Consider the following 25,571-nt stretch of genomic DNA (forward strand, 5'->3'; position numbering starts at 1 on the left):
GAAACCATTTTGTCAGTTGGCGTCAGGAAGCGTCTGTCGCAGCATGCTGCGCATATCGTTGCCGGTCGGCGTCTGGTGAATGCGCAGATCGAATTCGCCGATCACCGCCAGCATATGATCGAAGATATCCGCCTGGATGCTTTCGTACTCCGCCCAGACCGTGGTGTTGGTGAAGGCGTAAATTTCCAGCGGCAGGCCTTCCGGCGTCGGCGCCAACTGGCGCACCATCAGGGTCATATTCTGGTGAATGCGCGGATGAGCGCGCAGGTAAGCCGTCAAATAGGCGCGCAGCGTGCCGAGGTTGGTCAGGCGGCGGCCGTTGAGCGGCGAAGCCAGGTCCACCTCAATTTGTTGATTATGTTGGCTCAGCTCCTGGTCTTTATCGTGCAGGTAGCTTTGCAGCAGCGGGTTGCGCTTCAAACGCAGCTGTTCTTCATCCGACAGGAAATGCACGCTGGCGGTATCGATATTGATGCTGCGCTTGATGCGTCGCCCGCCGGATTCCGCCATCGAACGCCAGTTCTTGAACGAGTCCGAGATCAGCGCGTAGGTGGGAATGGTGGTGACGGTGTTGTCCCAATTTTTCACCTTGACGGTGGTCAGGCCGATATCGGTGACCGCGCCGTCCGCGCCGTATTTCGGCATTTCCAGCCAGTCGCCGATCTTCAGCATGTCGTTGGCGGAAAGCTGAATGCCCGCCACCAGCCCGAGGATCGGATCCTTGAACACCAACATCAGCACCGCGGTCATGGCGCCAAGGCCGCTGAGCAGCAGCAACGGTGACTTGCCCATCAGCAGCGAGACGATCATGATGCCGATCAGGATCGCCGCCACCAGCTTCAGCCCCTGGAAAATGCCGCGCAGCGGCAGCTGGTTGGAGATGGGATTCTGCCGCAGCATCGCCAGCAGGGTATCCAGCAAGGAGAACAGCGACAGCAGGGCGAAGCCGAGGATCCATACCTGCGCGGCGGTGGCGATCACCGCCTGGGTCTGGCTGCCGGCCTGCAGCCACAGCATCGCCTGCACGTTGATGATCACCCCCTGCAGCAGCAGCGCCATGCGCTGGAACAGCTTGTACTGGGTGATGGCCTGCTGCCAGACCCGCTGCGACTGCCGGCCGCGGCGCTGGATGGCGGCCAGCACCACGCGGTGCAGCACCAGGTGTATCACCACCGAAATCAGCAGAATCAACCCCAGCACCATCAGCAGAGACATCATCCCGCCGAATTCCAGCCCAAACTGCTCCAGCCAGCGCGTTATCCGTTGTTGCATTGCCGCTCCTTAAAAAATACGCAAAAAATATCCACTACACTCGAAACGCGTTAGCCTAAAGGTTAAGCCGTACTATTTGTCGCTGTTTACCTTTTTTTACATAGGGTTATCGCTGTTTTTCGCTCTCCGCCCCCCGGCTCATCCCTGGGTTTTGCGGCCAGAGAGGAGGGGGCGCCGCACGCAACGTGGCATTGTTCGTGGCACTGAAGAACATCGTCGATTTCGTTTGCTACAGCAGGAGAACAGTATGCTTAACGCCTGGCATCAACCGGTCCCGCCTTTCGTGGTGAAGAAGGGGCAACGTCTGGATATCACGCTGTGGTTACAGGGTGATGAAGTTCCCGAGCAGGTGTTTTTACGCGCCGAGCCGGATAACGAGGAGTGGCTGCTGCTCATGAAGGCGCATCGCCACGACGGCATGCATCGCTATCAGGCCAGCCTGACCTTGCAGGAAGGCGAACCGACCCGCCGCTATTGCTTCAAGCTGCTGTGGGCCGACCGCCAGCAGTGGTTTGGCCCGCAGGGCCGGTCGCCGACGCCGCCGGGCCAGCTGGCGCAGTTCGCCGTCGATGAGCCGGACCGCGGCCCCGCCTGGGTGGCGGATCAGCTGTTTTACCAGATTTTCCCCGATCGCTTCGCCAGCAGCGGCGGCGAGCACGGCATCCAAAGCGGCAGCTACCGCCATCATGCGGCGGGGGCCGAGACGGTGCGCCGCGACTGGCAGCACCCGCTGGAGGACCATCACGCCGCTTCCACCTTCTACGGCGGCGATCTGGACGGCATCAGCCAAAGGCTGCCGTATCTGCAGCAGTTGGGCGTGACGGCGCTGTATCTGAATCCGATCTTCACCGCGCCGAGCGTGCACAAATACGATACCGAGGACTATTACCGGGTCGACCCGCACTTCGGCGGCAACGCGGCGCTGCAGCGTTTGCGAGTGAGCACTCACAAGGTGGGCATGAAGCTGGTGCTGGACGGGGTGTTCAACCATACCGGCGACTCACACCCCTGGTTCGATCGGCACCGGCAGGGCGAGAGCGGCGCCTGCCATCACCCGGACTCCCCTTACCGCAACTGGTTCAATTTCTACCCTGACGGCCGGGCGCTGTGCTGGAAGGGCAACGCCAGCCTGCCGAAGCTCAACTTCGCCGAGCCGCAGGTGGCGGAAGCGATTTACCGCGGCGAAGGCAGCGTGGTGCGCCACTGGCTGCGTCCGCCGTACAGCATCGACGGCTGGCGGCTGGATGTGGTGCATATGCTGGGGGAAAACGGCGGCGCCGCCGGCAACCTGCGGCATCTGGCGGGCATCTATCGGGCGACAAAGCAGGAAAACCCGCAGGCCTACGTGCTGGGCGAGCACTTCGGCGACGCGCGCCGCTGGCTGCACGCCGGGGTGGAAGACGCGGCGATGAACTATATGGGCTTTGCGCTGCCGGTGCGCGCCTTTTTGGCCGGGCTGGACGTGGCGCATCACCCGGTGCGGCTGGACGCCGCCGACTGCGCGCGCTGGATGGACGACTACCGCGCGGGGTTGCCGCACGGCCGCCAGCTGATTCAGTTCAACCAGCTGGACAGCCACGACACCGCGCGTTTTATCACTTTGCTGCAGGGCAATCAGGCGCGCATGCGCATGGCGGCGGTGTGGCTGCTGAGCTGGATCGGCGTGCCCTGTCTGTACTACGGCGATGAAATCGGCCTGGACGGCGCCAACGATCCGTTCTGCCGCCGGCCGTTTCCCTGGGACGAAAGCCGCTGGGATCGGCCGTTGCTGGCGCTGTTCCAGCGCATGGCGGCGCTGCGCAAACGGAGCCTGGCGCTGCGGCGCGGCGGCTGCCAGGTGCTGCATGCCGAGGGCGAAACGCTGGTGTTCGTGCGCATGTATCAGCAGGAGCAGGTGCTGGTGGCGTTGCGGCGCGGCGGCGACGGTGAGCTGGCGTTGCCGCTTAGCCCGCTGCTGGCGGCGGGGCCATGGCGACGCCTGGAAGGGGAAGGGGAACTGAGCGAGCGGCAAGGCGCCATCGGCCTGCGGTTGGCGGAGGAGTCGGTCACCCTGTGGCGGCGTGAAGGATAAGGGAAAAAGGGGGCGTTGAACCGCCCCCTGGTAGGGTGAGTGGGCGTTTACATCATTAGTAACCGACTGCCGAGCCCGCCGGGCGGCGTACGTCGTTGGCGCCATACAGGTAGCCTTCGCGCACCTTGCCGGATACGGCCGAATCGTTGCCGGAGTTGGCCGGGCTCACGCCCGCCGCGCCCGGCAGGCCGACCAGAATCAGTTCGGCGGCGCCCCATGGCGTCTGCTCGACCATCTTGTAGCCCATGCCGCTCAGCAGTTTCAGCGTGTCGGCGGACACCCCGCGTTGTTCGTAATACACCTCATCCGGCAGCCACTGATGATGGATGCGCGGCGCATCCACCGCTTCCTGCGGCGCCATGCCGTGGTCGATCACGTTCAGCGCGGTCTGCAGGGTGATGGTGATGATGCGCGAACCGCCCGGCGAACCCAGCACCATGAAGATTTTATTGTCTTTGGTCACCAGCGTCGGGCTCATCGACGATAGTGGGCGCTTACCGGGGGCAATGCTGTTGGCGGTGCCCTGCACCAGGCCGTACAGGTTCTTCTCGCCCACCTTCACGGTGAAGTCGTCCATCTCGTCATTGAGGAAGAAGCCGGTGCCCGGCGCGATCACCACCGCACCGAAGCGGCCGTTGACGGTGTAGGTGGTGGAGACCGCATTGCCGTCGTGATCGACGATCGAATAATGGGTGGTTTCCGGTTTTTCATGCGGTTCCATGCCCGGCTGCACCTTCTCCGACGGCGTGGCCTTGTCGGCGACGATTTTCTTGCGGATCTCTTCGGCGTAGCTTTTGCTGACCAGGCGATCGATCGGGTTTTTGATGAACTCGGGATCGCCGAGATAGGTGTTGCGGTCCATATAGGCGTGGCGCATCGCTTCGATTAGGGTATGAATAGCCGCCGCCGAGTTGAAGCCCATGTTTTTCAGGTCGTAGCCTTCCACCACGTTGAGGATTTCGCACAGCGTCACGCCGCCGGAGCTCGGCGGCGGCGCCGAAACGAACTTATAGCCGCGGTAGCTGCAGGCGATCGGCGGGGTTTCGGTGACCTTGTAGTTGGCGAAATCGGCCGCCGTCAGAATGCCGCCGCCCTGTTTGGCCGCCGCCTCTACCGCCTGCGGGATTTTGCCTTTATAGAAGGCGTCGGTGCCGCCTTTGGCGATGGCTTCCAGCGTATTGGCCAAATCGCTTTGCACCAGCCGATCGCCCGGCTGCAGCGGCGTGCCGTCCGGGCGCAGGAAGATTTTGGCGGATTCGGGGTCCTGCTTGAAGCGCGCGATGGTGGTGTCGAGGATATCGGTGTCGGCGCGGGTCAGCACAAAGCCTTCGCGCGCCAGCTTAATCGCCGGCGCCAGCACCTGCTCGCGGCTCAGCTTGCCGTATTTCTGGCGCGCGGTTTCCATGCCCAGCACGGTGCCCGGCACGCCCGAGGCCAGATAGCCGTACAGGCTGGCGTCTTTCTTCACCTTGCCGTCGGCATCCAGGTACATGTTGGCGCTGGCCGCCGCCGGGGCGGTTTCACGGAAGTTGATAAAGGTATCTGTGCCGTCGGCCAGGTGCACGGTCATAAAGCCGCCGCCGCCGATGTTGCCGCAGCAGGGGTTGACCACCGCCTGGGCATAGCCGACCGCCACCGCCGCATCGATGGCGTTGCCGCCCATTTTCAGAATGTCGACGCCAACCTGCGAGGCTAGGTGCTGCGAGGTCACCACCATGCCGTTCCTGGCTTCTACCGCCGGATTGGATGCCGCATACAGGCTGCCGCTGACCAACAGCGCCGCCATGGTCAGGGGCTTGCTCCATTTCTGTAAAAACATAGTTATTCCTACCCTGTCAGTTTTCTTATTGTGTTCGCCTTGCCTGCAAAGCGCGGGCCAGCGTTATTGATAGTAGCCACTGATGAGGGATTACGCGGTAATCAGGCTGGGAAATGTGAGCGGAAACAGGGAAATGAAGCACGGAATGCGGGCAGGGTGCCCTAAAAAAGGGCAAAAAAAAACCGGCCGCGCGGGCCGGTTATTCACCTGCAGGCTGAAATTACAGCTTGGAAGCGTTTTCGGACAGGTATTTAGCGACGCCGTCTGGAGACGCGCCCATGCCCGCTTTGCCTTTTTCCCACTGCGCCGGGCAAACTTCACCGTGCTCTTCGTGGAACTGCAGTGCGTCGACGGTACGGATCATCTCGTCGATGTTACGGCCGATTGGCAGGTCGTTAACGATCTGAGAGCGAACCACACCCTCTTTGTCGATCAGGAAAGAACCGCGCAGCGCAACGCCGGCTTCCGGGTGCTCGATGCCGTAAGCTTTCTGGATTTCGCGCTTGATGTCGGCAACCATTGCGTATTTCACTTCGCCGATGCCGCCGTTTTCGACAGGGGTTTTACGCCATGCGTTGTGGACGAACTCTGAGTCGAAGGAAACGCCAACCACTTCAACGCCACGCTTCTGGAACTCTTCATAACGCTTATCGAAAGCGATCAGCTCAGAAGGACAGACGAAAGTGAAGTCCATTGGCCAGAAGAACAGGACGGCCGGTTTGCCGTTCAGGTGCTTCTTCAGGTTGAAGTTTTCAACGATTTCGCCGTTGCCCAGTACGGCAGCAGCAGTGAAGTCAGGGGCTTGACGAGTTACCAGGACCATAATTACTCCTGTAATAGGTGTTAAAGGGTTGATGTAAAAGCAGGGGCCAGTATAGGGGCCGTGACTTGGCGAATAAAGGGTAAAAGACCAATCGATGAGATAGTTTTTACCTATCAAAGTCGTTAATTAATTTTAGCGAGCTTTAAAAATAACCTTTTCTCATAAAAGGGCAAGGGCGAAAACGTATTTTCTTGCAAGGCGCTGCAATTTCAACATGTTGGCCTTGACCTACAGCGCTTTGCTTTTCGCCAGCTGCATCATCTGCGGATAAAACTGCCAGAACTCTGTTTCAAGCTGATGATAGTGGCGTTCGACGTCGGCGAAGGAGCCCGCCAGGGCGGCGAGTCGCGGACGGCGGCTGGCCATGCCCCGCAGCACCTCGGCGATAAACGGCAGCTCGGCGTAGCGCTCCAGCCAGCGTTCCGACCACAGGTAGCCGTTCAGATTCTGGAAGCGCGGCGGGGTCTGGGGCAGCTGGGGCACAATCTGGCCGCGCGCCTCTTGAACGAAGCCGTGCAGGCTGCGCGACGGTTCTAACTGCTGCCAGTGGCGCGCCAGGAAATGGTCCCACACCACGTCGAGGGTGATCGGCGCCACCCGGCGATGCGCGGCGCTGAAGTAGTCGCGGCAGGCTTTCACCTGCGGCAGGCCGTCGGTCAGCACGTCGACGCGGCGGTGCATCATGATGCCGGCGACCACCTCGGGGGCATACTCGCCCGCCGGGTTGCCGCGCACGAAGTCCGCCAGCAGGTTGCCCAGCAGCGAGCTGTCGGCCAGCATGGCCAAATGGAGATGAGCGAGAAAATTCATCCGGCAACTATACCTGAAGTCAGGTAAATCCTCCTTATTTCTTGCTGCTGACCGCCCGCGGCTTTAGACTAGGCCGCCTGTTTTTTACCAACCCGTCCCATATTGAAGAAGTGAATACCCATGCGCGTCGCCGATTTTTCGTTTGAACTTCCCGAATCCCTGATTGCCCGTTATCCCCAGCCTGAGCGCAGCGGTTGCCGCTTGCTGCAGCTGGATGGGCCGAGCGGGGAGCTGAAGCACGGCGTATTCACCGATCTGCTGGACAATCTGGAAGCCGGCGACCTGCTGGTGTTCAACAATACCCGGGTGATCCCGGCGCGCATGTTTGGCCGCAAGGTCAGCGGCGGCAAGATTGAAGTGCTGGTGGAGCGCGTGCTGGACGACCATCGCGTGTTGGCGCACGTGCGCGCCTCCAAGGCGCCCAAGCCGGGCGCCGAGCTGCTGCTGGGCGATGACGAAAGCATCGCCGCCACCATGGTGGCGCGTCACGATACCCTGTTCGAACTGCGCTTCAACGACGATCGCGACGTGTTCGGCATCCTCAACGCCGCCGGCCATATGCCGCTGCCGCCGTATATCGATCGCCCGGACGACGCCGCCGATCGCGAGTTGTATCAGACGGTATACAGCGAGAAGCCGGGCGCGGTCGCCGCGCCGACCGCCGGTCTGCACTTCGACGAACCGCTGCTGGCCGCGCTGCGCGCCAAAGGCATCGAGATGGCCTTCGTGACCCTGCACGTCGGCGCGGGCACCTTCCAGCCGGTGCGGGTGGAAACCATCGAAGAACACGTGATGCACGCCGAGTACGCCGAGGTGCCGCAGGAGGTGGTTGACGCGGTGCTGGCCTGCAAGGCGCGCGGCAAGCGCGTGGTCGCGGTGGGCACCACCTCGGTGCGTTCGCTGGAAAGCGCCGCCAACGCCAGCGAAGGGGCGCTGATTGCGCCGTTCTTCGGCGACACCAGCATCTTTATTTATCCGGGTTACCGCTATCAGGTGATCGACGCGCTGGTGACCAACTTCCACCTGCCGGAATCGACGCTGATCATGCTGGTGTCGGCCTTTGCCGGCTATAAAAACACCATGAACGCCTATCGGCAGGCGGTGGCCGAGCAATACCGGTTCTTCAGCTACGGCGATGCGATGTTCATCAGCCGCAACCCGCAGGCGGAAAACGAGTCCGTCGGCGGCTAAATTCCCGGGCTGCGCGCACGGCGCGGCCCCGTTTCAACGACATCAGACTGTTTCTCTGATGCTGGAGGCTTTGTGAAGTACGAATTACAGACAACCGATGGCCGCGCTCGCCGCGGCCGCCTGATCTTTGACCGCGGCGTCGTGGAAACCCCGGCTTTCATGCCGGTCGGCACCTACGGCACGGTCAAGGGCATGACGCCGGAAGAAGTGAAAGAGACCGGCGCGCAGATCCTGCTGGGCAACACCTTCCACCTGTGGCTGCGCCCGGGCCAGGAGATCATGAAGCTGCACGGCGACCTGCACGATTTCATGCAGTGGCACGGCCCGATCCTTACCGACTCCGGCGGCTTCCAGGTGTTCAGCCTGGGGGCGATGCGTAAGATCAAAGAGGAAGGCGTGTACTTCCGCAACCCGATCAACGGCGACAAGGTGTTCCTGAGCCCGGAAAAATCGATGGAAATCCAGTATGACCTGGGTTCCGACATCGTGATGATCTTCGACGAGTGCACGCCGTACCCGGCCGACTGGGACTACGCCAAGCGTTCGATGGAGATGTCGCTGCGCTGGGCGCAGCGCAGCCGCCAGCGTTTCGACGAACTGAAGAATAAAAATGCGTTATTCGGCATTATTCAGGGCGGTGTTTACGAAGATTTACGTGATGTTTCAGTAAAAGGGCTGGTGGATATCGGCTTTGATGGTTACGCTGTTGGCGGCTTGGCTGTAGGCGAGCCAAAAGAGGATATGCATCGCATTCTCGAACACGTTTGCCCGCAAATTCCGGAAGATAAGCCACGCTATTTGATGGGCGTCGGCAAGCCGGAAGATTTGGTGGAAGGCGTGCGCCGCGGCATAGATATGTTCGACTGCGTCATGCCGACGCGCAACGCCCGCAACGGCCATCTGTTCGTGACTGACGGTGTGGTAAAAATCCGTAATGCCAAGCACAAGGATGATACTTCTCCGCTGGATAAAGACTGTGATTGCTACACCTGTCGCAATTACAGCCGCGCCTACTTGCATCATCTCGATCGTTGCAACGAAATACTGGGTGCCCGATTGAACACTATTCATAACCTGCGCCACTACCAACGCCTGATGGCGGGTTTACGCCAGGCTATTGAAGAGGGTAAATTAGAGCTGTTTGTTGCGGATTTCTACGGTCGGATCGGCAAGCCGATTCCACCTTTAAACGCTTGATCTAATAATTGATAACTTAATGAGGGAATTTCAATGAGCTTTTTCATTTCTGACGCCGTCGCATCCGCAGGGGCTCCGGCTCAGGGAAGCCCGTACTCTCTGATCATTATGCTGGTTGTGTTCGGCCTGATTTTCTATTTCATGATCCTGCGTCCACAGCAGAAACGCGCGAAAGATCATAAAAAACTGATGGACTCGATCGGCAAGGGCGACGAAGTGCTGACCACCGGCGGCCTGATTGGCCGCGTGACCAAGGTGGCCGACACCGGCATCATCGCCATTGCGCTGAACGACACCACGGAAGTGATGATCAAGCGTGACTTCGTGGCGGCCGTTCTGCCGAAAGGTACCATGAAGGCCCTGTAATTTTTTTTCCCTAAGGGAATTGCCGTGCTAAACCGTTATCCTTTGTGGAAGTATCTGATGTTGATCGTGGTGATCCTCGTCGGTCTGCTTTATGCGCTTCCCAACATCTACGGTGAGGATCCGGCCGTACAAATCACTGGCGCGCGCGGCGTCGCCGCCAGTGAAACTACGCTGGACCAGGTCCGTACCGTATTAGAAAAAGACCATATCGCGAGCAAGTCGATTGCGCTGGAAAACGGCGCCATCCTGGCTCGCTTTAAAGATCCCGACGTTCAGCTGCGCGCCCGTGAGGCCCTGATGGCGGAGCTGGGTGACAAATTCGTCGTCGCGTTGAACCTGGCCCCGGCCACGCCAACCTGGCTGGCGATGCTGGGCGCAGAGCCGATGAAACTCGGCCTTGACCTGCGCGGCGGCGTGCACTTCCTGATGGAAGTCGACATGGACACCGCCCTGAGCAAGCTGCAGGAACAGACCATGGATACCCTGCGCAGCGAGCTGCGCGAGAAGGGCATTCCTTACGCGTCTATCCGCAAGCTGGACAACAACGGCGTGGAAGTTCGCTTCCGTGACGACGCCGCCCGCGATCAGGCCATCAGCTACATCGGGCCGCGTCAGCGCGATCTGGTGCTGTCAGCCAACGGCAGCAACACCCTGAAAGCCAACCTGACGGACGCCCGCCTGAGCGAAGCGCGTGAATATGCGGTGCAGCAGAACATCACCATCCTGCGTAACCGCGTTAACCAGCTCGGCGTTGCCGAACCGCTGGTGCAGCGTCAGGGCGCCGACCGCATCGTGGTCGAGCTGCCGGGTATCCAGGACACGGCGCGCGCCAAGGAAATCCTGGGCGCTACCGCGACCCTGGAATTCCGTCTGGTGAACACCAACGCGGATGCGACTGCGGCGGCCAGCGGCCGCGTGCCGGGCGACTCCGAGGTGAAATACTCCCGCGACGGCCAGCCGATCGTGCTGTACAAGCGCGTGATCCTGACCGGTGATCACATCACCGATTCCACCTCGAGCACCGACGAGTACAACCAGCCGCAGGTTAACATCTCGCTGGACAGCGCCGGCGGCACCTCGATGTCCAACTTCACCAAGGACAACATCGGCAAGCCGATGGCGACCCTGTTCGTGGAGTATAAGGACAGCGGCAAGAAAGACGCCAACGGCCGTGCGGTTCTGGTGAAGCAGGAAGAAGTGATCAACGTGGCGAACATTCAGTCGCGTCTGGGCAACAGCTTCCGCATTACCGGCATCGGCAACCCGAACGAAGCGCGTCAGCTTTCGCTGCTGCTGCGCGCCGGTGCGCTGATTGCGCCGATTCAGATCGTTGAAGAGCGCACCATCGGCCCAACCCTGGGGCAGCAGAACATCACCCAGGGCCTGGAAGCCTGTCTGTGGGGCCTGGTGGCGTCCATCGTCTTCATGGTGGTCTGGTACCGCAAATTCGGCATGATCGCCACCACGGCGCTGGTCGCCAACCTGGTGCTGATCGTCGGCGTGATGTCCCTGTTGCCGGGGGCGACGCTGACCATGCCGGGCATTGCCGGTATTGTGCTGACGCTGGCGGTGGCGGTAGACGCCAACGTACTGATAAACGAACGTATCAAGGAAGAGCTGAAGAACGGGCGTTCCGTTCAGCAGGCGATCCACGAGGGCTATAAAGGCGCGTTCTCCAGTATCGTCGACGCCAACATCACCACCCTGATCACCGCGATCATTCTGTACGCAGTGGGCACCGGTTCGATCAAGGGCTTTGCGATTACCACCGCAATCGGTGTGGCGACGTCCATGTTCACCGCGATTGTCGGTACCCGTGCCATCGTCAACCTGCTTTACGGCGGCAAACGCATTAACAAGCTGTCTATCTGAGGAGTGCGTTGTGGCACAGGATTATACTGTTGAACAACTCAACTACGGCCGTAAAGTCTATGACTTTATGCGCTGGGATTACGTGGCCTTCGGCATCTCATTGCTGCTGCTGGTCGCGTCAATCGCCACCATGTCGGTGCGCGGGTTTAACTGGGGCCTGGATTTTACCGGCGGTACGGTAATTGAAATCAACCTGGAAAAACCGGCCAACCTCGACCTGATGCGCGATACGCTGGAGAAAGCCGGGTTCCAGGACCCGATTATCCAGAACTTCGGCAGCAGCCGCGACGTGATGGTGCGTATGCCACCGGCGACCGGCACCGCAGGCCAGGAACTGGGCAATAAAGTGATCGGCGTGATCAACGACGCGGTGGATAAGAACGCCACCGTGAAACGCATCGAGTTCGTCGGCCCGAGCGTGGGCAGCGAGCTGGCGCAAACCGGCGGCATGGCGCTGCTGGTGGCGTTGATCTGCATCCTGATTTACGTCGGGTTCCGCTTCGAATGGCGCCTGGCGCTGGGGGCGGTTATCGCGTTGGCGCACGACGTGATCATCACCATGGGCGTGCTGTCGCTGTTCCGCATCGAGATTGACCTGACCATCGTCGCTTCACTGATGTCGGTTATCGGTTACTCGCTGAACGACAGCATCGTGGTTTCCGACCGTATTCGTGAAAACTTCCGCAAGATCCGCCGCGGAACGCCTTACGAAATCATGAACGTGTCGTTGACCCAGACGCTGAGCCGTACGCTGATGACCTCCGGTACCACCCTGATGGTGGTGCTGATGCTGTACATCTTCGGCGGCGCGATGCTGCAGGGCTTCTCGCTGGCGATGCTGATCGGCGTGTCGATCGGTACCGTCTCCTCCATCTACGTGGCGTCCGCGCTGGCGTTGAAGCTGGGGATGAAACGCGAGCACATGCTGCAGCAGAAAGTGGAAAAAGAGGGTGCGGATCAGCCTTCGATTCTGCCGTAAGCAAAGCGGCATTCAGCGAAACGAAAAGGAGCGCCGGTTGGCGCTCCTTTTTTTTGCACGCCTGGCGGGCCGGGGCTCAGTGCTGCCGCACCACCGCCGGTTGAGCGGTCGGCACCACGCCGTGCAGGCGAACATAGCCGAGCTGGTCCGGCGTCAGGCCGCTGAAACGCAGTTCGAACGCCTGCGCGGGCTTCGGCAGCAGCGAGTCTGCGCTGGCGATCGGCTGAGTCAGGGCGTCGGCGGTCAGCGGCTTGCCGGTGGCGGCGTCCAGTTGGCCCCATTCCACCACCGCTTTGAAGGCCGGCAGCCTGGCCTGAGAGAGGATGCGCACGTGCAGCTGCGCCTGAGTGCCGTTGGCCTCGTTCTTGACGTGGCTCAGCGATACGCTCAGCTCGCCGATGGCGCTGTTCAGGCGGGCGGCGTTGCCGGCGGCCGGCAGCAGATAAACCCCGTCCTCTGAATCCAGATTCAGCCGGTTCTGCTGCTCCAGCGCGGTGGCCTGGTCGGTCAGCTGGCTCACTTTCTGGTTCAGTTCGATCACCTGGCTGCGCAGCTTCGGCGCCTCAGGGTTTTTGGCACAGCCCGCCAGCAGAACGGCGGCGGCGAGCAGGCAAACTTTCGGATAACTGATTGTCATGGCGGCGATTCCCTCTTCCGTGGCTCCTGTTATCAGCTTAGTCCGCCCGGCGGGGAAAGTCATGCCGGCGGGCGGTTCGGCGCGGCCGATCGCAACAAATGGCCGGCGGCCTTTGTTGTGGCTGCACTTCGGGTTAAACTGTTCTTAACTATGAAAACGTTTATCAGGACGTGTTATGCATTGCCCTTTCTGCGCCGCCGTTGATACCAAAGTAATTGATTCCCGCCTGGTGGGCGATGGCTCTCAGGTGCGCCGCCGCCGCCAGTGCCTGGTGTGCAACGAGCGCTTCACCACCTTTGAGGTGGCCGAGCTGGTGATGCCGCGGGTGATTAAAAGCGATGAGGTGCGCGAACCGTTCAATGAAGACAAGCTGCGCCGCGGCATGCTGAAAGCGCTGGAAAAGCGGCCGGTCAGCTCGGACGACGTGGAAAACGCGATCAACCATATCAAATCCCAACTGCGCGCCACCGGCGAGCGGGAAGTGCCGACCAAGCTGGTGGGCAATCTGGTGATGGACGCGCTGAAAAAGCTGGATAAGGTCGCCTATATCCGCTTCGCGTCGGTTTACCGCAGTTTTGAAGATATTCGCGAGTTCGGCGAAGAGATCGCCCGCCTGCAGGACTGAGGAGCTTTCATGCACAACGACGAATTTTACATGGCGCGCGCCTTTGAACTGGCGCGGCTGGGGCGTTTTACCACCGCGCCCAACCCGAACGTCGGCTGCGTTATCGTGCGCGATGGCGAAATCGTCGGTGAAGGTTACCATCTGCGCGCCGGCGAACCGCACGCGGAAGTGCACGCGCTGCGCATGGCGGGCGAGAAGGCGCGCGGCGCGACCGCCTATGTGACGCTCGAACCCTGCAGCCACCATGGCCGCACGCCGCCCTGCGCCGATGCGCTGGTGGCCGCCGGGGTCAGCCGGGTGGTCGCGGCGATGCAGGATCCCAATCCGCAGGTGGCGGGGCGCGGGCTGTACAAGCTGCAGCAGGCCGGCCTGGAGGTACGCCATGGGCTGATGCTGGCCGAAGCCGAGGCGGTGAACCTGGGGTTCCTGAAGCGCATGCGCACCGGTTTCCCCTATCTGCAGCTGAAGCTGGGCGCTTCGCTGGACGGCCGTACGGCGATGGCTTCCGGCGAGAGCCAGTGGATCACCTCTGCGCAGGCGCGGCAAGACGTACAGCGTCTGCGCGCGCAAAGCGCCGCCATTCTCAGCACCAGCGCCACCGTGTTGGCGGACGATCCGTCGCTGACGGTGCGCTGGGACGAGCTGGATGCCGAAACGCAGCGCATTTATCCGCGAGAGCACCTGCGCCAGCCGCTGCGCATTATTCTCGACAGCCAAAACCGGGTCACCCCGCAGCACCGGGTGGTGCAACAGGCGGGCGCCACCTGGCTGGCGCGCCTGCAGCCGGACCAGCAGGCGTGGCCGCCGGAGGTGGAGCAGCTGACTTTCCCGGCGCACGGCGGCGGCGTCGATCTGGTGGTGATGATGATGCAGCTGGCGAAGCGCCAGGTGAATTCCATCTGGGTCGAGGCGGGTGCTCGGTTAGCCGGCGCGCTGCTGCAGGCCGGGTTGGTGGATGAGCTCATTTTGTACATCGCGCCAAAACTGTTGGGCGATAATGGCCGGGGCCTGTGCCATCTGCCGGGGCTGGAGCGGCTGGCCGACGCCCCTGAGTTTGTCTTCAGCGAAGTGCGGCAGGTTGGCCCCGATCTGCGCCTGATCCTGCGGGCCAAACACTGATTGCCACCTTTGCCTGCCGGTTGGGTTGCCCCGTGGCAAAACCGCCCGCGCAGGCAGCGGCGCCCTAAATAATTGAAGTTGCGGCCAGGCGGCCAAGGCGCTTATCCCGATGAGTTTAGCCGGGTAAGCGCGCGCAGCCAACACAGATGCAGCTTCAAGTATGACGGGTATAAAGAATATGATAGAATCCGCCCCCCTGCGGGGTATTGAACCCATTTTTAAGGAAAGCCCATGAAAGTTATCGAAGGTGTTGTTGCTACTCCAAATGCCCGTGTGGCGATCGCAATTGCACGTTTTAACAATTTCATCAACGACAGCCTGCTGCAAGGTGCCATCGACGCACTGAAGCGCATCGGCCAGGTTGCTGACGACAACATCACCGTTGTCTGGGTCCCGGGCGCTTACGAGCTGCCGCTGACTGCGCGCGTGCTGGCCAACACCGGCAAATACGACGCGGTTATCGCGCTGGGTACCGTTATCCGTGGGGGCACCGCGCACTTCGAATATGTGGCGGGCGAAGCCAGTTCCGGCATCGGCAATGTTTCTCTGAACACCGAAATCCCGGTTGCCTTTGGCGTGCTGACCACCGAGAGCATCGAACAGGCTATCGAACGTGCCGGCACCAAAGCGGGCAACAAGGGCGCTGAAGCTGCTCTGACCGCACTTGAAATGATTAATGTTATCAAAGCTATTAAAGCCTGAATTTAGTTAAGGGGAATTCCGTGAAACCTGCTGCTCGTCGCCGCGCTCGTGAGTGCGCTGTTCAAGCGCTTTACTCTTGGCAGTTGTCTAAAAATGACATTGCCGATGTTGAACACCAGTTCCTGACGGAGCAGGATGTCAAAGATGTTGACGTCGCCTATTTTCGCGAGTTGCTGTCCGGCGCGGCGGTGAATGCAGGTATGTTGGACGAGCTGATGGCTCCCTACCTGTCGCGCCAGCTCGATGAACTGGGCCAGGTGGAGCGTGCGGTTCTGCGCATTGCGCTGTTTGAGCTGAAAATGCGTGAGGATGTCCCTTACAAAGTGGCTATCAACGAAGCGATCGAACTGGCGAAAACCTTCGGCGCTGAAGACAGCCACAAGTTTGTGAACGGCGTGCTGGATAAAGTGGCACCCACCATTCGCAAGAAAAAATAAAAAAATTAAGGCCGGTATCCCCGGCCTTAATTTCTTCTAGTGGAATATCGACCATGGCATGCGGCGAATTTGACCTCATTGCCCGCTATTTTGACCGGTTTAAGAGCGTACGCCGGGACGTACAGTTGGGCATTGGAGATGACTGCGCACTTCTGACAGTGGCAGAAAAACAGCTTTTGGCCGTCAGTACCGACACCCTGGTGGCTGGCGTTCATTTCCTGCCGGATATCGATCCGGCCGATCTCGGCTACAAGGCGCTGGCGGTAAATCTGAGCGATCTGGCGGCGATGGGCGCCGATCCGGCCTGGCTTTCGCTGGCGCTCACCCTGCCCGACGTGAATGAGGCCTGGCTGAAGGCCTTCAGCGATAGCCTGTTCGAACAGCTTAATTACTACGGCATGCAGCTGATCGGCGGCGACACCACGCGCGGCCCGTTGAGCATGACGTTGACCATTCAGGGACTGATCCCGGCCGGCCGGGCCCTGACCCGCAGCGGCGCGCGCATCGGCGACTGGATCTACGTGACCGGTACGCTGGGCGACAGCGCCGCCGGCCTGGCGATCATTCAGGATCGCCTGCAGGTTGCTGATGCGACGGCGCGCGGCTACCTGATCGGCCGCCACCTGCGGCCGCAGCCGCGGGTATTGCAGGGCCAGGCGCTGCGCGATTTGGCCAGCTCGGCGATCGACATCTCCGACGGCCTGATCTCCGACCTGAAGCACGTGCTGAAGGCCAGCGAGTGCGGTGCGCGCATCGATCTGGATGAGCTGCCGCTGTCGCAGGCGCTGAGCAGCCAGGCGGATGCCGACCAGGCGTTGCGCTGGGCGCTGGCCGGCGGCGAAGACTACGAGCTGTGCTTCACCGTGCCGGAAATCAATCGCGGTGCGCTGGAGGTGGCGCTGAGCCATCTCGGCGCGGATTACACCTGCATCGGCCAGATTGGCCCGCTGGCGGAAGGCATCAAGTTTTACCGCAACGATGAGGCGGTAGAGCTGGCGTGGAAAGGTTTCGACCATTTCAATGCGGAGCAGGGCAACCATGGATGAGGCCAAACGCCGCCTGCGGATGAGCAATCCGTGGCACCTGCTGGCCACCGGCTTCGGCAGCGGTTTGTCGCCGATAGTGCCGGGCACCATGGGCTCGCTGGCGGCCATCCCGTTCTGGCTGCTGCTGATCCAGCTGCCGTGGCAACTGTATTCGCTGGTGGTGATGTTCAGCATCTGCATCGGCGTGTATCTGTGCCATCAGACCGCCAGAGACATGCGGGTACACGATCACGGCAGCATCGTTTGGGACGAATTCGTCGGCATGTGGATCACGCTGATGGCGCTGCCGGTCAACGACTGGCGCTGGGTCGCCGCCGGCTTCGTGATTTTCCGCATTCTGGATATGTGGAAACCCTGGCCGATCCGCTGGTTCGATCGCAACGTGCACGGCGGCATGGGCATCATGATCGACGACATCGTCGCCGGGGTGCTGTCCGCCGGCATCATCTACCTGATTGGCCACCACTGGCCGGTAGGGTTGTTCTGATAGCAGGGCGCGGTGCGCCGCGCCCTGTCTGCGTTATTCAAACCCCGTCACGCGGTGCGGCACATAGGCCGTCTCCAGTTCAGCCACTTCTTCCGGCGTCAGGCTCAGATCGACGGCGGCGATGGCGTCCGCCAACTGCTCGCTGCGCGAAGCGCCGACGATCGGCGCGCTGACCGCCGGTTTGCTCAACAGCCAGGCCAGGGCGATCTGCGCGCGCGACACGCCGTGCTCTTCGGCGAGGGTGGCCACGCGCTCGGCGATGATGCCGTCGATGCCTTCGGTTTCATCGTACAGCTCTTTGCCGACCCGATCGGAGACCAGCCGCGCGGTGGTTTCCCCCCAGGGGCGGGTTAACCTGCCGCGCGCCAGCGGGCTCCAGGGCAACACGGCGATGCCTTCGGCGGCGCACAGCGGGTGCATCTCGCGCTCTTCTTCGCGCTGGATCAGGTTGTACTGGTCCTGCATGCTGACAAAGCGCGTCCAGCCGTGCAGATCGGCGGTATACAGCGCTTTGGCGAACTGCCAGGCATACATCGAGGATGCGCCGATATAACGCGCCTTGCCGGCTTTAACCACGTCGTGCAGCGCTTCCAGCGTTTCTTCCAGCGGCGTTTCATAGTCCCAGCGGTGGATCTGCAGCAGGTCGACATAGTCGGTGCCCAGCCGCCGCAGGCTGTCGTCGACGGACTGCATGATTTTGCCGCGCGACAGGCCGCGTTCCAGGTTGCTCAGCGGGAAATAGACCTTGGTGGCGATCACCACCTCATCGCGGCGCGCGTAATCGCGCAGCGCCTTGCCGACGATTTCCTCGCTGCTGCCGTCGGAATAGCTGTTGGCGGTGTCGAAAAAGTTGATGCCGGCATCCAGCGCCTGCTTCAGCAGCGGGCGGCTGCTCTCCTCCGGCAGCGTCCAGGCGTGGTTGCCGCGGTCCGGCTCGCCATAGGTCATGCAGCCCAGACAGATGCGCGAGACGTTCAGATCGGTATTGCCCAGTTTCAGGTACTTCATGCTAGCCTCCCATTTACGGCTCAGACATTAACTGTAGCGCGGATCTCGGGCGGCAGAGACGAAAACGCCCCCGCAAGCGGAGGCGTCGGCCCGGCGGAGGGGAAAATTACTGCGCCAGCCAGCTTTCGATCCGGCGTTGGATGCCGGCGGCGTCCAGGCCCAAATCGACGCGAACTTCTTCCTGGCTGCCCTGCGGCACGAAGCTGTCCGGCAGGCCGATATTCAGCACCGGCACCGCACGGCGCTTGGCCATCAGCAGTTCGTTGACGCCGCTGCCGGCGCCGCCCATGATGGCGTTCTCTTCCAGCGTGACCAGCACCTCGTGGCTGGCGGCCATCTCCAGCACCAGCTGCTCGTCCAGCGGTTTGACGAAGCGCATGTCCACCAGCGTGGCGTTGAGGGCCGCCGCCGCCTGTGCGGCTTCCGGCAGCAGGGTGCCGAAGTTGAGGATGGCAATCTTCTCGCCTTCGCGGCGCACCACGCCTTTACCGATAGGCAGCGCGCTGAGCGGTTCCAGCACGGCGCCGGTGCCGGTGCCGCGCGGGTAGCGCACCGCGCTCGGGCCATCGTTGTAGTGATAGCCGGTGTACAGCATCTGGCGGCATTCGTTCTCGTCGCTCGGCGTCATGATCACCATGGTCGGGATACAGCGCATAAACGACAGGTCGAAGGCGCCCTGGTGCGTCTGGCCGTCGGCGCCGACGATGCCGCCGCGGTCGATGGCGAACATCACCGGAAGTTTTTGGATCGCCACGTCGTGGATCAGCTGATCGTAGGCGCGCTGCAGGAAGGTGGAATAGATCGCCACCACCGGCTTGTAGCCGCCGATCGCCAATCCGGCGGCGAAGGTCACCGCATGCTGCTCGGCGATCGCCACGTCGAAATATTGCTGCGGATAGTCACGCGAGAACTGCACCATGCCGGAACCTTCGCGCATCGCCGGCGTGATGGCCATCAGGGCGCTGTCTTTGGCGGCGGTTTCGCACAGCCAATCGCCGAAGATTTTCGAATAGCTCGGCAGGCCACCGGCGCTCTTCGGCAGGGTGCCGCTGGCCGGATCGAACTTGGGCACCGCGTGGAAGCTGATCGGATCCTTTTCCGCCGGCGCATAGCCGCGGCCTTTCTTGGTCATGATGTGCAGCAACTGCGGGCCTTTCAGGTCGCGCATGTTCTTCAGCGTGGCGACCAGTCCCTGAACGTCGTGGCCGTCGACCGGGCCGATATAGTTGAAGCCCAGCTCTTCGAACAGCGTGCCGGGGACCACCATGCCTTTCAGGTGCTCTTCGGTGCGTTTCACCAGCTCCTTGATCGGCGGCAGGCCGGAAAGCACTTTTTTGCTGCCTTCGCGCAACGTGGAGTAGAGCTTGCCCGAAAGCAGCTGCGCCAGGTGGTTGTTCAGCGCGCCGACGTTTTCCGAGATCGACATTTCGTTGTCGTTCAGCACCACCAGCATGTCCGGATCGATATCCCCGGCGTGATTCATCGCTTCAAACGCCATGCCGGCGGTGATGGCGCCGTCGCCGATCACGCAGACCGTTCGGCGGCCTTTGCCTTCACGCTCCGCCGCCACCGCCATGCCGAGACCGGCGCTGATCGAGGTCGACGAATGGCCGACCGACAGCACGTCGTATTCGCTTTCGGCGCGCCATGGGAAAGGGTGCAAACCGTTTTTCTGGCGGATGGTGGCGATGCGATCGCGGCGGCCGGTCAGAATTTTATGCGGGTAGGCCTGGTGGCCGACGTCCCACACCAGGTGATCGAACGGCGTATTGTAGACGTAGTGCAATGCCACCGTCAGCTCGACGGTACCCAGCCCGGAGGCGAAGTGGCCGCTGGAGCGGCTGACGCTGTCCAGCAGGTATTGCCGCAGTTCGTCACACAACTTCGGCAGACTCTCTTTGGGCAGCGAGCGGAGTTCATCGGGATTTTCCGCTAGCGCCAAGGTCGGGTATTTGGCTATATCAAGACTCATTCGATACTCATATCAGAGGAGTTTACCCTCCATCTTTCACGCTGCAGCGGCGTTGGCCGCCCGTGAAATCTTTTGGGCATAACGTCACACGTTAATTGTCGCGTTCAATAATGAAGCTGGCTAACGCTCGCAATGGCGCTGTGTTATAAGATTGCGCTGCCAAAGTATCCAATGCAGCTAATGCTTCCTGATAGAGATCCCACGCTTTTGCTTTCGCGCTGTCAAGCCCGAGCAAAGCTGGATAGGTACTCTTTCCGTGTTGTTGGTCCGCTCCCTGGCGTTTGCCGATTTTTTCGGTTTCGCCGACAACGTCCAGAATGTCGTCCTGCACCTGAAACGCCAGGCCGATGGCGGCGGCGTAACGGTCGAGCTGCGGCAGCGCCGCCCGGCCGGGTTCACCGGCGGCCAGCGCGCCCAGGCGGATCGCCGCGCGGATCAGCGCGCCGGTCTTGTGGCGGTGGATCTGCTCCAGCGCCGCCAGGCCGATTTGCTTGCCTTCGGCAGCCAGATCCAGCGATTGGCCGCCGCACATGCCGGCTACGCCGCTGGCGGCCGCCAGTTCGGACACCATCGCCAGGCGATCGCGCAGCGCCACCTCGGGCATCTCGGCGTCGGCCAGAATGGAGAACGCCAGGGTTTGCAGCGCATCGCCGGCCAGAATCGCGTTGGCCTCGCCAAATTTGATATGGCAGGTCGGCTGGCCGCGGCGCAGATCGTCATCGTCCATCGCCGGCAGATCGTCATGGATCAGCGAGTAAGCATGAATGCACTCTACCGCAGCGGCCGGCGCATCCAGGTTATTCAACGCCACGCCAAACATCTGCCCGGTGGTATAAACCAGGAACGGGCGCAGGCGCTTGCCGCCCAGCAGCGCGCCGTGACGCATGGCCGCCACCATATTACCGTCATTGAACGGCAGTGGCGCGATGAAATCCAACAGCGTGCGATCGGCACGCCGGCGGAAAGCCTGCAGCCGATCGGCAAAGGCGGCGGATTGGGCGATCTCAGACATGGTGGTTACTCGGCATCCGGAGTGAAAGGCGCCAGAGGGGCATCTTCGGCGCTGTCGTTAAGTAAAATTTGCACGCGTTGCTCCGCCTGCTGCAGCTTTTGCTGGCCCTGGCGCGCCAGCTGTACGCCGCGTTCGAACTCATTCAGCGCGTCTTCCAGCGGCAATTCACCTGATTCCAGACGCGTGACGATGCTTTCCAGTTCGCTGAGGGAGCTTTCAAAGCTGACATTTTGCTCTGTACTGTCTGATTGTGCTGGTTTTTTCGGCATAATTTTCTTTTTACGTCATCATGTGAACAGTGGCGCCAGAGCCTATCCTAGCGGATCTTGATTAGCAAATCATGGCGCGCTTGTATGGTTTTGTGCGCAGAGCCCGGCGATATGGTGATATACTCCGCGCCGTAATTCTTATCTGACAACAAAGACCGCCATGAAGTTTATCATTAAATTGTTCCCGGAAATCACCATCAAGAGCCAATCTGTGCGCTTGCGCTTTATCAAGATCCTCTCGACCAATATTCGCAACGTCCTGAAGCAGTATGATGAAACGCTGGCGGTAGTCCGTCACTGGGATCATATCGAAGTTCGCGCCAAAGATGAAAATCAACGGCCGGTGATTGCCGACGCGCTGACGCGCATTCCCGGCATCCACCATATCCTGGAAGTGGAAGACCGCGCCTACCGCGATATTCACCACATCTTCGAGCAGACGCTGGAAGCTTACCGCGAACAGCTGGAAGGGAAAACCTTCTGCGTGCGGGTTAAACGCCGCGGCAAGCAGGATTTCAATTCGCAGGACGTAGAACGCTACGTTGGCGGCGGGCTGAATCAGCACATCGACAGCGCGCGGGTGAATCTTTCCCGCCCGCAGGTGACGGTGAACCTGGAGATCGAAGACGACAAGCTGATGCTGGTCAAGGCGCGCCGCGAGGGCATCGGCGGCTACCCGGTCGGCACCCAGGAAGACGTGCTGTCGCTGATCTCCGGCGGCTTTGACTCGGGCGTGTCCAGCTATATGCTGATGCGCCGCGGTTGCCGCGTGCATTTCTGCTTCTTCAACCTGGGCGGCGCGGCGCATGAAATCGGCGTAAAACAGGTGGCTCATTACCTGTGGAACCGCTTCGCCAGCTCGCACAAGGTGCGTTTCGTCGCCATCGACTTCGAACCAGTGGTGGGCGAGATCCTGGAAAAGGTCGACGACGGCCAGATGGGCGTGGTGCTCAAACGCATGATGGTGCGCGCCGCTTCCCGGGTGGCCGAGCGCTATGGCGTACAGGCGCTGGTGACCGGCGAAGCGCTGGGGCAGGTATCCAGCCAGACGCTGACCAACCTGCGCCTGATCGACAACGCTTCCGATACGCTGATCCTGCGTCCGCTGATTTCTCACGACAAAGAGCACATCATTAAGGTGGCGCGCGAGATCGGCACCGAAGACTTCGCCAAGACCATGCCCGAATACTGCGGCGTGATTTCGAAAAGCCCGACGGTGAAGGCCATCAAAGCCAGAATCGAAGAAGAAGAAAGCCATTTCGATTTCGCCATTCTCGATCGGGTGGTGAGCGAAGCGAAGAACGTCGACATCCGCACCATCGCCGAGCAGGCGCAGGAGCAGGTGGCCGAAGTGGAAACCGTCGCGGCCTTCGGCGCCGATGAGGTGATCCTCGACATTCGTTCGAACGACGAACAGGAAGACAAACCGCTGCAGCTGGAGCAGGTGGAGGTCAAACCGCTGCCGTTCTATAAGCTCGGCACCCAGTTTGGCGACCTGGATCAAAGCAAGACCTACCTGCTGTACTGCGAGCGCGGCGTGATGAGCCGCCTGCAGGCGCTGTACCTGCTGGAGCAGGGCTTCACCAACGTCAAAGTCTATCGCCCTTAAATCCCCATCGTGCTTAAAGCGGCAACCGCATCCCGTTCACTGACTCAGCTCAGTGAACGGGGTGAGATCAGCCAATAACGCTACGGCTCGGAAGGCGAAGGGATTTAGTCGCGGAAGTCGTACATCCCCGGGATCAGCACCAGCTGCGCCGCTATTTCCGCCGCTTTGGCCTTGCCGAGCAGCAGGTCGATCAGTTTCAGCGCAAACTCCATCGCGGTTCCCGGCCCCTGGCTGGTGAGCAGGTTGACGCGCGGGTCGTACACCACCCGGCGCTCGATCCATTTATCCGCCGGAATTTTATCCTTCAGCCCCGGGAAGCCGGTCATATTCCCGATCGGGAACAGATCGTGATGCTGCAACACCAGCGCCGGCGCCGCGCAAATGGCGGCGACGATGTTGCCCTGCAGGTGCATTTGGCGCACCTTCTCGACCAGCAGCGGGCTGTCGCGGAAGCATTCCGCCCCCTGCAGGCCGCCGGGCAGCACGATGGCGTCGAACGGGTCGTCGACGATAGACACCAGCGTCGCGTCGGCCAGCAGCTTAACGCCGCGCGAGCAAACGAGGGTCAGATCGCCGTCGCCGGCCACGCTGGCGGTGGTGACGTTGACGCCCGCCCGCACCAGCAGATCGATGACGGTGACGGCTTCGATTTCTTCGCTACCAGGTGCCAGGCAAACCAGCGCCGATACGCTCATATTCATTTTCCTTTCGCTTAATCAGTTCAAACAGCCGCGCATTTTCCGGCAGGGTGACGCCGTGGCTGCGTGCGCGGCGCAGCAGATAACCGGTAATATAGTCGATCTCGGTGTGTCGCTGGCTGCGGATATCCTGCAGCATCGACGATACGTTGTCCGCGGTGCTCTGGATCACTTCCATGATGTACTGCATCAGCCCTTCGCAGGAGGTGTGATAGCCCTCCATTTCCATCACGCCGGCGACTTCACGGCACACCGCCTCGATCTGTTCGGGGTAACGCTGCAGATCGCCGTTGCGGCAATCGTACAGCGCCGTCAGCGGGTTGATCACGCAGTTGACCGCCAGCTTGCGCCAGTTTGCCGAGGCGATATTGTTGTGCCAGGCGACGTCGGGCAGGGCCTGATGCAGCACCTCCGCCAGATGGCTGAGGGGCTGCGCCGCCGGCGACGTCGGGCCGATATGGGTGGTGCCGCCGGCGACATGGACAATGGTGCTGCCGTCGTGCCGCGCCGCATGGGTGGTGGTGCCCTGCAGGATCGGCAGATTGTTCGGCGGCAGCTCATCCTGGGTGCCCATGCCGTTGTGCAGCAGCAGAATGGCGCAGCGGGGGTTCAGCTTCGGCAGCAGCGCGCCGACCGCGCCGGAAACCTGCCAGGCCTTCAGCGTGACCAGCAGCAGCTCGCTCTGCGCCAAATGTTCGGGATCGTTGGTGGGCAAATTGCGGTTGAACGAATCGCCTTCGGGTTCGATTACGTTCACCGCGCAGAAGGGCTGCGGCACCCTTAGCCATCCCTGCACATCGTGGCCTTGCCGATAAAGCCGGGAGAGCCACAGTTGTCCGAGCGCGCCGCAACCAAGAATTGTTATTTTCATCCGGTCTCCTTGGGAACACGGGAATACCGCTCAATTACCGTCATTTAAATATAGACTTTCCTGCTACCGGGGGAGTCTCTATGGGGGCATTCAGCAGATTTTGCCTGAGGAGGCAAAGCGGTTATCATGCTCGGCATCAAAATCGCCTAAGCTGTTAGGCATTAATTCAGGAGGAAGAAGTATGCCATCTTTCGACATCGTTTCCGAAATTGATATGCAGGAAGTACGTAACGCCGTTGAGAACGCCTCGCGCGATCTCGGCACCCGCTGGGATTTTCGCAACGTGCCGGCCAGCTTTGAGCTGAACGAGAAAAACGAAAGCATCAAGGTCGCCAGCGAGTCTGATTTCCAGGTGCAGCAACTGCTGGATATCCTGCGTGAAAAGCTGAGCAAGCGCAATATCGAAGGCAGCGCGCTGGAGATCCCGGAAGAAATGACCCACAGCGGCAAAACCTACAGCGTGGAAGCCAAGCTGAAGCAGGGGATCGAAACCACCCAGGCGAAAAAAATCGTCAAGCTGATTAAAGACAGCAAGCTGAAAGTGCAGGTGCAGATCCAGGGGGATGAAGTGCGGGTGACCGGCAAATCGCGCGACGATCTGCAAAGCGTGATGGCGCTGGTGCGCGGCGCGGATCTGGGGCAGCCGTTCCAGTTCAAGAACTTCCGCGATTAAAAACAT

At 61.0% G+C, this 25,571-nt stretch carries 25 protein-coding genes; 14 read left to right on the forward strand and 11 right to left on the reverse strand.

The window, feature by feature from the left end:
- Nucleotides 1-12: 12 nt before the first annotated feature.
- A complete protein-coding gene (locus CKW09_RS05410) occupies nt 13-1,272 on the reverse strand; it encodes a mechanosensitive ion channel family protein (RefSeq protein ID WP_095096025.1) in 1,260 nt (419 codons plus the stop codon).
- Nucleotides 1,273-1,519: 247 nt separating this feature from the next.
- Between CKW09_RS05410 and malZ the strand changes: the two genes are divergently transcribed.
- Nucleotides 1,520-3,343, forward strand: a complete 1,824-nt coding sequence (malZ, locus tag CKW09_RS05415; RefSeq protein WP_061796232.1) for a maltodextrin glucosidase — start codon at nt 1,520-1,522, stop codon at nt 3,341-3,343.
- Nucleotides 3,344-3,398: 55 nt separating this feature from the next.
- Here malZ and ggt read toward each other — a convergent pair whose 3' ends face one another.
- From ggt to CKW09_RS05430, 3 genes are all read right to left on the reverse strand, one after another.
- Nucleotides 3,399-5,162: a gamma-glutamyltransferase gene (gene ggt, locus CKW09_RS05420; RefSeq protein WP_095096027.1), complete on the reverse strand. Its 1,764-nt coding sequence runs from the start codon at nt 5,160-5,162 to the stop codon at nt 3,399-3,401.
- A gap of 220 nt (nt 5,163-5,382) precedes the next feature.
- Nucleotides 5,383-5,985 (reverse strand): peroxiredoxin C, encoded by a 603-nt coding sequence (locus CKW09_RS05425; protein ID WP_061796235.1) that lies wholly within the window; start codon nt 5,983-5,985, stop codon nt 5,383-5,385.
- A 228-nt stretch (nt 5,986-6,213) separates the two neighbouring features.
- Nucleotides 6,214-6,795: an ACP phosphodiesterase gene (locus CKW09_RS05430; protein ID WP_061796237.1), complete on the reverse strand. Its 582-nt coding sequence runs from the start codon at nt 6,793-6,795 to the stop codon at nt 6,214-6,216.
- A 120-nt stretch (nt 6,796-6,915) separates the two neighbouring features.
- Between CKW09_RS05430 and queA the strand changes: the two genes are divergently transcribed.
- The 5 genes from queA (at nt 6,916) to secF (ending at nt 12,400) form a co-directional block, all read left to right on the forward strand.
- Entirely contained in the window at nt 6,916-7,986 is a 1,071-nt protein-coding gene (gene queA, locus CKW09_RS05435; RefSeq protein WP_061796238.1) for a tRNA preQ1(34) S-adenosylmethionine ribosyltransferase-isomerase QueA, read from the forward strand.
- A gap of 72 nt (nt 7,987-8,058) precedes the next feature.
- Nucleotides 8,059-9,183 carry a tRNA guanosine(34) transglycosylase Tgt gene (gene tgt, locus CKW09_RS05440; protein ID WP_061796240.1) on the forward strand — a complete coding sequence of 375 codons (1,125 nt, stop codon included), beginning with the start codon at nt 8,059-8,061 and terminating at the stop codon, nt 9,181-9,183.
- Nucleotides 9,184-9,216: 33 nt separating this feature from the next.
- Nucleotides 9,217-9,549, forward strand: a complete 333-nt coding sequence (yajC, locus tag CKW09_RS05445) for a preprotein translocase subunit YajC (RefSeq protein ID WP_004940391.1) — start codon at nt 9,217-9,219, stop codon at nt 9,547-9,549.
- Nucleotides 9,550-9,573: 24 nt separating this feature from the next.
- Nucleotides 9,574-11,421 carry a protein translocase subunit SecD gene (gene secD, locus CKW09_RS05450; RefSeq protein WP_073970258.1) on the forward strand — a complete coding sequence of 616 codons (1,848 nt, stop codon included), beginning with the start codon at nt 9,574-9,576 and terminating at the stop codon, nt 11,419-11,421.
- Nucleotides 11,422-11,431: 10 nt separating this feature from the next.
- Complete coding sequence (gene secF, locus CKW09_RS05455; protein WP_061796244.1) at nt 11,432-12,400, forward strand: protein translocase subunit SecF; 969 nt, start codon at nt 11,432-11,434, stop codon at nt 12,398-12,400.
- Between the two features lie 76 nt (nt 12,401-12,476).
- Here secF and CKW09_RS05460 read toward each other — a convergent pair whose 3' ends face one another.
- Nucleotides 12,477-13,037 carry a SadB/YajI family lipoprotein gene (locus CKW09_RS05460; protein WP_061796246.1) on the reverse strand — a complete coding sequence of 187 codons (561 nt, stop codon included), beginning with the start codon at nt 13,035-13,037 and terminating at the stop codon, nt 12,477-12,479.
- A 175-nt stretch (nt 13,038-13,212) separates the two neighbouring features.
- Between CKW09_RS05460 and nrdR the strand changes: the two genes are divergently transcribed.
- From nrdR to pgpA, 6 genes are all read left to right on the forward strand, one after another.
- Nucleotides 13,213-13,662: a transcriptional regulator NrdR gene (gene nrdR / locus CKW09_RS05465; RefSeq protein WP_004949256.1), complete on the forward strand. Its 450-nt coding sequence runs from the start codon at nt 13,213-13,215 to the stop codon at nt 13,660-13,662.
- A gap of 9 nt (nt 13,663-13,671) precedes the next feature.
- Nucleotides 13,672-14,781 carry a bifunctional diaminohydroxyphosphoribosylaminopyrimidine deaminase/5-amino-6-(5-phosphoribosylamino)uracil reductase RibD gene (ribD, locus tag CKW09_RS05470; protein WP_095096030.1) on the forward strand — a complete coding sequence of 370 codons (1,110 nt, stop codon included), beginning with the start codon at nt 13,672-13,674 and terminating at the stop codon, nt 14,779-14,781.
- Between the two features lie 231 nt (nt 14,782-15,012).
- Complete coding sequence (gene ribH / locus CKW09_RS05475) at nt 15,013-15,483, forward strand: 6,7-dimethyl-8-ribityllumazine synthase (protein ID WP_061796248.1); 471 nt, start codon at nt 15,013-15,015, stop codon at nt 15,481-15,483.
- 20 nt (nt 15,484-15,503) lie between these two features.
- Entirely contained in the window at nt 15,504-15,920 is a 417-nt protein-coding gene (gene nusB, locus CKW09_RS05480) for a transcription antitermination factor NusB (protein ID WP_061796250.1), read from the forward strand.
- 53 nt (nt 15,921-15,973) lie between these two features.
- The gene (gene thiL, locus CKW09_RS05485) at nt 15,974-16,966 is read left to right on the forward strand and encodes a thiamine-phosphate kinase (protein ID WP_061796251.1); all 993 of its coding nucleotides are present in this window, start codon (nt 15,974-15,976) and stop codon (nt 16,964-16,966) included.
- Nucleotides 16,959-17,453, forward strand: a complete 495-nt coding sequence (pgpA, locus tag CKW09_RS05490; RefSeq protein ID WP_061796252.1) for a phosphatidylglycerophosphatase A — start codon at nt 16,959-16,961, stop codon at nt 17,451-17,453. Before thiL ends, pgpA begins: the two co-directional genes overlap by 8 nt.
- 33 nt (nt 17,454-17,486) lie before the next feature.
- Here the strand turns inward: pgpA and CKW09_RS05495 are convergent, their stop codons facing one another.
- The 4 genes from CKW09_RS05495 to xseB form a co-directional block, all read right to left on the reverse strand.
- Nucleotides 17,487-18,461: an aldo/keto reductase gene (locus CKW09_RS05495; protein WP_061796253.1), complete on the reverse strand. Its 975-nt coding sequence runs from the start codon at nt 18,459-18,461 to the stop codon at nt 17,487-17,489.
- Between the two features lie 106 nt (nt 18,462-18,567).
- Entirely contained in the window at nt 18,568-20,433 is a 1,866-nt protein-coding gene (dxs, locus tag CKW09_RS05500; protein WP_095096033.1) for a 1-deoxy-D-xylulose-5-phosphate synthase, read from the reverse strand.
- Between the two features lie 91 nt (nt 20,434-20,524).
- The gene (gene ispA / locus CKW09_RS05505; RefSeq protein WP_061796256.1) at nt 20,525-21,445 is read right to left on the reverse strand and encodes a (2E,6E)-farnesyl diphosphate synthase; all 921 of its coding nucleotides are present in this window, start codon (nt 21,443-21,445) and stop codon (nt 20,525-20,527) included.
- Between the two features lie 5 nt (nt 21,446-21,450).
- Nucleotides 21,451-21,714, reverse strand: a complete 264-nt coding sequence (xseB, locus tag CKW09_RS05510; protein ID WP_061796258.1) for an exodeoxyribonuclease VII small subunit — start codon at nt 21,712-21,714, stop codon at nt 21,451-21,453.
- A gap of 160 nt (nt 21,715-21,874) precedes the next feature.
- On the opposite strand from xseB, the gene thiI reads away from it, so the two are divergent.
- On the forward strand, nt 21,875-23,323 hold the full coding sequence (gene thiI / locus CKW09_RS05515; RefSeq protein WP_061796259.1) for a tRNA uracil 4-sulfurtransferase ThiI: 1,449 nt from the start codon (nt 21,875-21,877) through the stop codon (nt 23,321-23,323).
- Nucleotides 23,324-23,427: 104 nt separating this feature from the next.
- On the opposite strand, the gene yajL is transcribed toward thiI, so the two are convergent.
- Nucleotides 23,428-24,018, reverse strand: coding sequence for a protein deglycase YajL (gene yajL / locus CKW09_RS05520; protein WP_061796260.1), 591 nt, complete (start codon nt 24,016-24,018; stop codon nt 23,428-23,430).
- Entirely contained in the window at nt 23,981-24,892 is a 912-nt protein-coding gene (gene panE, locus CKW09_RS05525; protein WP_061796262.1) for a 2-dehydropantoate 2-reductase, read from the reverse strand. The genes yajL and panE overlap by 38 nt, the downstream gene beginning before the upstream one ends.
- A gap of 181 nt (nt 24,893-25,073) precedes the next feature.
- Between panE and CKW09_RS05530 the strand changes: the two genes are divergently transcribed.
- Complete coding sequence (locus tag CKW09_RS05530; RefSeq protein WP_061796263.1) at nt 25,074-25,565, forward strand: YajQ family cyclic di-GMP-binding protein; 492 nt, start codon at nt 25,074-25,076, stop codon at nt 25,563-25,565.
- Nucleotides 25,566-25,571: the final 6 nt, after the last annotated feature.

Origin of the sequence: Serratia ficaria (genome assembly GCF_900187015.1) — a bacterium.
Taxonomy (GTDB): domain Bacteria; phylum Pseudomonadota; class Gammaproteobacteria; order Enterobacterales; family Enterobacteriaceae; genus Serratia; species Serratia ficaria.

Coding starts and splice junctions, on each gene's coding strand:
- thiI (WP_061796259.1), top strand. CDS start 21,875: ATGAAGTTTATCATTAAATTGTTCCCGGAAATCACCATCAAGAGCCAA.
- CKW09_RS05425 (WP_061796235.1), bottom strand. CDS start 5,985: ATGGTCCTGGTAACTCGTCAAGCCCCTGACTTCACTGCTGCTGCCGTA.
- CKW09_RS05495 (WP_061796253.1), bottom strand. CDS start 18,461: ATGAAGTACCTGAAACTGGGCAATACCGATCTGAACGTCTCGCGCATC.
- CKW09_RS05410 (WP_095096025.1), bottom strand. CDS start 1,272: ATGCAACAACGGATAACGCGCTGGCTGGAGCAGTTTGGGCTGGAATTC.
- ispA (WP_061796256.1), bottom strand. CDS start 21,445: ATGTCTGAGATCGCCCAATCCGCCGCCTTTGCCGATCGGCTGCAGGCT.
- malZ (WP_061796232.1), top strand. CDS start 1,520: ATGCTTAACGCCTGGCATCAACCGGTCCCGCCTTTCGTGGTGAAGAAG.
- thiL (WP_061796251.1), top strand. CDS start 15,974: ATGGCATGCGGCGAATTTGACCTCATTGCCCGCTATTTTGACCGGTTT.
- CKW09_RS05530 (WP_061796263.1), top strand. CDS start 25,074: ATGCCATCTTTCGACATCGTTTCCGAAATTGATATGCAGGAAGTACGT.
- pgpA (WP_061796252.1), top strand. CDS start 16,959: ATGGATGAGGCCAAACGCCGCCTGCGGATGAGCAATCCGTGGCACCTG.
- yajC (WP_004940391.1), top strand. CDS start 9,217: ATGAGCTTTTTCATTTCTGACGCCGTCGCATCCGCAGGGGCTCCGGCT.
- CKW09_RS05430 (WP_061796237.1), bottom strand. CDS start 6,795: ATGAATTTTCTCGCTCATCTCCATTTGGCCATGCTGGCCGACAGCTCG.
- xseB (WP_061796258.1), bottom strand. CDS start 21,714: ATGCCGAAAAAACCAGCACAATCAGACAGTACAGAGCAAAATGTCAGC.
- queA (WP_061796238.1), top strand. CDS start 6,916: ATGCGCGTCGCCGATTTTTCGTTTGAACTTCCCGAATCCCTGATTGCC.
- ggt (WP_095096027.1), bottom strand. CDS start 5,162: ATGTTTTTACAGAAATGGAGCAAGCCCCTGACCATGGCGGCGCTGTTG.
- nrdR (WP_004949256.1), top strand. CDS start 13,213: ATGCATTGCCCTTTCTGCGCCGCCGTTGATACCAAAGTAATTGATTCC.
- yajL (WP_061796260.1), bottom strand. CDS start 24,018: ATGAGCGTATCGGCGCTGGTTTGCCTGGCACCTGGTAGCGAAGAAATC.
- CKW09_RS05460 (WP_061796246.1), bottom strand. CDS start 13,037: ATGACAATCAGTTATCCGAAAGTTTGCCTGCTCGCCGCCGCCGTTCTG.
- ribD (WP_095096030.1), top strand. CDS start 13,672: ATGCACAACGACGAATTTTACATGGCGCGCGCCTTTGAACTGGCGCGG.
- dxs (WP_095096033.1), bottom strand. CDS start 20,433: ATGAGTCTTGATATAGCCAAATACCCGACCTTGGCGCTAGCGGAAAAT.
- ribH (WP_061796248.1), top strand. CDS start 15,013: ATGAAAGTTATCGAAGGTGTTGTTGCTACTCCAAATGCCCGTGTGGCG.
- panE (WP_061796262.1), bottom strand. CDS start 24,892: ATGAAAATAACAATTCTTGGTTGCGGCGCGCTCGGACAACTGTGGCTC.